The 4,821-nt window shown below is 65.3% G+C and carries 6 protein-coding genes; 3 read left to right on the top strand and 3 right to left on the bottom strand.

Going from position 1 to position 4,821, the window contains the following annotated elements; translation table 11 throughout:
• On the top strand, nucleotides 1–218 hold a 218-nt coding region (locus VFW45_04430), incomplete at its 5' end, for a hypothetical protein (GenBank protein HEU5180013.1).
• A gap of 49 nt (nucleotides 219–267) precedes the next feature.
• The gene (locus tag VFW45_04425) at nucleotides 268–732 is read left to right on the top strand and encodes a peroxiredoxin (GenBank protein HEU5180012.1); all 465 of its coding nucleotides are present in this window, start codon (nucleotides 268–270) and stop codon (nucleotides 730–732) included.
• Nucleotides 733–754: 22 nt separating this feature from the next.
• Here the strand turns inward: VFW45_04425 and nadA are convergent, their stop codons facing one another.
• Together nadA and VFW45_04415 are read right to left on the bottom strand one after the other, a co-directional pair.
• Complete coding sequence (gene nadA, locus VFW45_04420) at nucleotides 755–1,747, bottom strand: quinolinate synthase NadA (GenBank protein HEU5180011.1); 993 nt, start codon at nucleotides 1,745–1,747, stop codon at nucleotides 755–757.
• Between the two features lie 3 nt (nucleotides 1,748–1,750).
• Nucleotides 1,751–1,927 carry a hypothetical protein gene (locus VFW45_04415; GenBank protein HEU5180010.1) on the bottom strand — a complete coding sequence of 59 codons (177 nt, stop codon included), beginning with the start codon at nucleotides 1,925–1,927 and terminating at the stop codon, nucleotides 1,751–1,753.
• Nucleotides 1,928–2,156: 229 nt separating this feature from the next.
• Between VFW45_04415 and VFW45_04410 the strand changes: the two genes are divergently transcribed.
• Nucleotides 2,157–4,379, top strand: coding sequence for a DUF5916 domain-containing protein (locus VFW45_04410; protein HEU5180009.1), 2,223 nt, complete (start codon nucleotides 2,157–2,159; stop codon nucleotides 4,377–4,379).
• 45 nt (nucleotides 4,380–4,424) lie between these two features.
• Here VFW45_04410 and VFW45_04405 read toward each other — a convergent pair.
• Nucleotides 4,425–4,821: cytochrome c (locus tag VFW45_04405; GenBank protein HEU5180008.1), on the bottom strand; the 397-nt coding region annotated here is incomplete at its 5' end.

Below are 4,821 nucleotides of genomic sequence, written 5' to 3'. Positions count from 1 at the left end.
TGGAGGACCACAAGGAGCGCGGCAGCTTCCCTTACGCGGCGCTGCACCAGCGCAAGCTGGGCCTCGGCCGCGGATCGGAGTTTTCGCTGCGCGTCCAGCTCCCCACCGGTCCCGATCCGAAGCTGGAGGTTTTTCTGCACGATCTCTTCCACGAAGAAGGGGCGCTCGAGGCGCTGCGATTCGCCCTCGCCATCCAGGAGGAAATCCCCGTCCGTTGAGGCGCCCGGACCGGCATCCGACACATTCGAGCTCATTCTTGGAGAATCCATGACCGCCCTGGCACCCGGTGTTGTCGCTCCCGATTTCAAGCTGAAGAACTTCGACGGAAAGGAAATCGCCCTCTCGGATTTCAAGGGGAAGAAGAACGTCCTGCTGGCTTTCTTCCCGCTCGCCTTCACGCCGGTCTGCTCCTGCCAGATACCCTCCTACCGGGATGATCTGGCGAAGTTCGAGGCGGAGGAATGCCAGGTGCTGGCCATCAGCATCAGCCACGTTCCCGCCCACAAGGCATGGGTCGAATCGCTGGGCGGGGTGAACGTGCCGGTGCTGAGCGATTTCTATCCGCACGGCGAGGTGGCGAAGCGCTACGGCGTGCTGCGCGAGGAGGGATTCCCGGAGCGGGCGCTGTTCCTGATCGACAAGCAGGGAGTGATTCGCTACGCCTCGGTGGGCGAGGTGCGGCGCCAGCCCGACAACCGGGTGGTCCTGGAAGAGCTTCGCAAGCTGCGCTGAGATAGGAAGACGGCGCCGGGCTTCAGCGGTCGCGCGGGACGGCGAGCATTCTCTCCAGCGCCCGGCGGGCGTCGCCGGCGACCTCCGGATCCACCCGGATCTCGAAGACGTCCTCCTGCAGCGAGCGCAGCACCCCTTCCAGCGTGTTCATCTTCATGTAGGGGCAGTGCAGCCGGCAGCCGATGCAGCCGTCGGCCGCGACGAACTCCTTGTCGGGATACTGCCGCCGCAGCTGGTGAATCAGCCCCCACTCGGTGGCCACCAGAAAGGTCTTCGCCTCCGGGTGACGCGCCACCGCCGCCGCCATGCCGGTAGTCGAGCAGATCTCGTCCGCCAGGGCCAGGACGTCCTCGCGGCACTCCGGATGGGCGATGACCACCGCCTCGGGATTCTTCATCCTTCCCTTCGCCACGTCGGTCCCGCGCAGCACGTCGTGCGTCGGGCAGCAGCCGTCGTAGACCACGATCTCCTTCTCCGGAACCTGGCGGGCGACCCAGCGACCCAGGTTCCGATCGGGCGTGAAGAGAATCTTCTGGTCCGGAAGGCTGCGGATGACGGAGACGGCGTTGGCCGAAGTGCAGCAGATGTCGGAGAGCGCCTTGACCTCGGCGGAGGAATTCACGTAGGTCACGACGGCGTGCCCGGGGTAGCGCCGCTTCCAGTCCTCCAGCGAGTCGGCGGTGATCGAGTCGGCCAGTGAGCAGCCCGCCGCCAGGCTGGGCAGGAGGACCGTCTTCTCGGGATTCAGAATCTTGGCCGATTCGGCCATGAAGTGCACCCCGCAAAAGACGATCAGGCGGCGCGGATCGCGCTGCGCCTGCTGCGCCAGCCCCAGGGAATCGCCCACGAAATCGGCGGCTTCCTGAATCTCCGGAAGCTGGTAGTTGTGGGCCAGGAGCAGCGCCTGGCGACTGTCGGCCAGGCGGCGGATCCGATCGCGCAGATCGGCAAGGCGCTCCTCGTCGACCCCCTCGTAAGCGGGCGGGACGGTGCTGCGGGCGGCGGAGAGGGACATTTTCTACTCCACGATCCGCGCCCCGGGGTCGGGTCGGATCGATTTCGTTCCCCGGGGGAAGATCCTCCAGAATTCCTTCTTGATGAGACTGGTCAGCGTCGCGCTCTTGGAAAAGCCGTGATAGGCGGCGATCGCCTCCAGCATCTCGACCTCCCGGCGCGTCGCCGTGAAGCTGCGCAATACCTTTCGGGGGGCGCCTTCCCGACCCTCAGGTCCCCGCGACGCCGCTCCTTTCATGCTCGCCTCGACGGTTTATATAAGGTTTATATATAACTTGCATATAGAATCTAGCACTTGAGCGCACGCGCGTCAAGCCAACGCACCGGTCGCTGAGGCGTCCGACAGCCCCTCCGGATGGGTGTGCTAGAATGCGCCGGCCCAAATCCCGGAGAGTCGTTTCGTGGCCTCGATGACTTCCCCCCGGCATCGGTCACGACGGCGCGGCGTGCCGTCCGCCTTGTGCCTCCTGGTCCTGGCGGCGGGCCTGTCCGCTTCCCTGCTGAAAGCCGAGGATCTTCCCGAGCCTCCCCCGCTGTTCCATCCGCTGCGAACCACCGATCCCCCCAAGCTGGACGGCGTGCTGGACGATCCCGTCTGGAGCATGGCGCCGGTGATCGATGATTTCGTCCAGCAGCTTCCTCAGGAGAAGGTCTCCCCCTCCGAGCGCTCCGAGGTTCGCATCGCTTACGATGACGACAACCTCTACCTGGCGGTGCGCTTCTTCGACTCGGAGCCCGAGAAGATCATCGCCTGGAGCCTGCAGCGCGACAGCGACGGCATCATCGGCGACGACCAGCTGGCCTTCGCCATCGACTCCTCGAACAGCGGACGGGACGGCTTCTGGTTCTCCACCAACGCCGCCGGCGTGCAGAACGATTCCCAGATCTTCGACGAGGGGCGCATCTTCGACGCGCAATGGGACGGGGTCTGGGACGTGGTGTCGCGCATCGACGGGCAGGGATGGGTCGCGGAGATCCGCCTGCCCTTCGTGAACCTGCGCTTCCCGCACTCTCCCGAGAATGTCATGGGAATCAATTTCTTCCGCGCCATCCGCCGCAAGAACGAGGAGGCCTACGCCCCCTACATCCCGCGCAACTACCGCGGCACGCTGTCGTTCTCGCTGGCCCGCAAGATGGTGCTGGAGGGCATCAGCAACGGCACGCAGCTGCAGATCAAGCCGTACGGCCTGGTGCGCTACGACCAGGTGCCCGTTCCGGAGCCCGACAGCGACACGCAGGGGGACGCCGGACTGGATCTGCTCAAATGGGGAATGACGCCGAACCTGACGCTGGACGCCACAATCAACACCGATTTCGCCCAGGTCGAGGCGGACGTTCAGCAGGTGAACCTGACCCGCTTCGATCTCTTCTTCCCGGAAAAGCGCGATTTCTTCCTGGAGAACGCCGGGCTGTTCCAGTTCGGCTCGGCCGCCCAGAACGACATCTTTTTCAGCCGGCGCATCGGCTTGTCGCCCGACGGCGAGCCGATTCCGCTGCTGGGAGGGGCGCGCCTCACCGGCCGGCTGGGCAAGACCTCCGTGGGCGTGCTCGATGTAATCCAGGACGCGGCCGGGGACGAGCCGCGCACCAACTTCGCCGTCTTGCGCATGCGCCGCGACGTGCTGGCGCGCTCCAGCCTCGGAATGATCGTCACCGACCGCGAGGCGGAAGGAGACGGGGGCGGCAACCGGGTGGCCGGCGCCGACGGCCACATCACCTTCCTGCAGGACTACAACGTCGATTTCTACTACGCCGCCTCGCGCTCCTCGAGGCTCCTGACCGACGGGACGCTGCGGGACGAGGAGCTCCTGTCGGGCTCCTCCTGGAGGCTGCGCGCCGGCCGCGACGGCGACATCTGGACCTACGTGGTGCGCCAGCAGCGGATCGATCCCGGCTTCGATCCGCAGATTGGCTTCGTGCAGCGCCCCGATTCGATCCTCAGCGAGGGAGTATTCGCCTGGCGGCCGCGCCCCAAGGAGTCGCCCGTACGGCAAATCACCCTCCTCTACAACCCGCTCTACATCACCGACCACACCGGGGAGCTGCAGACGCGCACCAATTTCTTCCTGAGCGAGGTGAACCTCCAAAGCGGCGATTTCCTGGGCGTCACCTACGAGGAGCCCTTCGAAAGGCTCACCGCGGATTTCGAGATCTTCCCCGGCGTGGTGATCCCGCCGGGGGACTATCCGATGCGGCAGGGATCCTTCTATGTCAACACCTTCCAGGGGCGGCGCGTCATCTCCAACCTCAACGCGACTTCCGGCAGCTTCTACGGCGGCCACAAGCTGACGCTGGTGGAGGACCTGACCGCCAAGATGAGCCCGCACTTCTCCATCCAGACGCGCTATGAGTGGGACCACGTCGGCCTGCCCTACGGCGATTTCGACGTCAACCTCTGGGTGACGCGCTTCAACGTTTCCATCAACCCGAAGCTCTTCGGGTCGGCCCTGGTGCAGGTGAACGACATCGACGACGACATCGATCTCAATTTGAGGGTCGACTGGATCCACCATCCCGGCGCCGACCTGTTCTTCGTCTACAACGAGTCGCGCAACCTGCGCACCAAGCCGACCGATCCCCCCTACAACGAGCGGAATTCGACGCTCAAGCTCACCTACCTTTTCAGCTTCTGAGGGGATACGGGCAAGGTCCTGGACGGACAGGATCGAGGGATCGTCTCAGGGAGATTCGGACTTGCGTCGTCCCAGCGATCGCAGGTAGGCGATCAGATCCCACACCTCGTGCTCGGTGAGTCGCTGCGGGTACATGGCGGTGCCGGGCACGCCCGACTGGATCGCGGTGTACCAGTCTTGCGAAGTGCGGTCCTTCATCGCCTCATAGTCGGCAAAGCGGGTCGGCGGAGGGATCATGGCGGGTGCCGCGGGACCGTCGCCCGCGCCGAGCGTCCCATGGCAGGACCAGCAGCGCTTGTCGTACAGCTCCTTGCCGCTGCGCGGATCCCCCTCGCGCCCCCCTTCGGGGGCCGCCGGGTCTTCGGAGTAGCGGGTCAGGCTCCTGAGGTAGGCGATCAGATCGAACTTCTCCTTCTCGGAGAGCTTCTGCGGCGCCATCGCC

This window comes from Candidatus Polarisedimenticolia bacterium, from assembly GCA_035764505.1.
Taxonomy (GTDB): domain Bacteria; phylum Acidobacteriota; class Polarisedimenticolia; order Gp22-AA2; family AA152; genus AA152.
The sequence above is the reverse complement of the archived record's forward strand: the minus strand, read 5'-3'. Positions and strand labels throughout refer to the sequence as shown.

What these genes read in the sequence shown, in the direction of transcription:
- VFW45_04425 (HEU5180012.1), top strand. Translation starts at nt 268, where the DNA reads ATGACCGCCCTGGCACCCGGTGTTGTCGCTCCCGATTTCAAGCTGAAG.
- nadA (HEU5180011.1), bottom strand. Translation starts at nt 1,747, where the DNA reads ATGTCCCTCTCCGCCGCCCGCAGCACCGTCCCGCCCGCTTACGAGGGG.
- VFW45_04410 (HEU5180009.1), top strand. Translation starts at nt 2,157, where the DNA reads ATGACTTCCCCCCGGCATCGGTCACGACGGCGCGGCGTGCCGTCCGCC.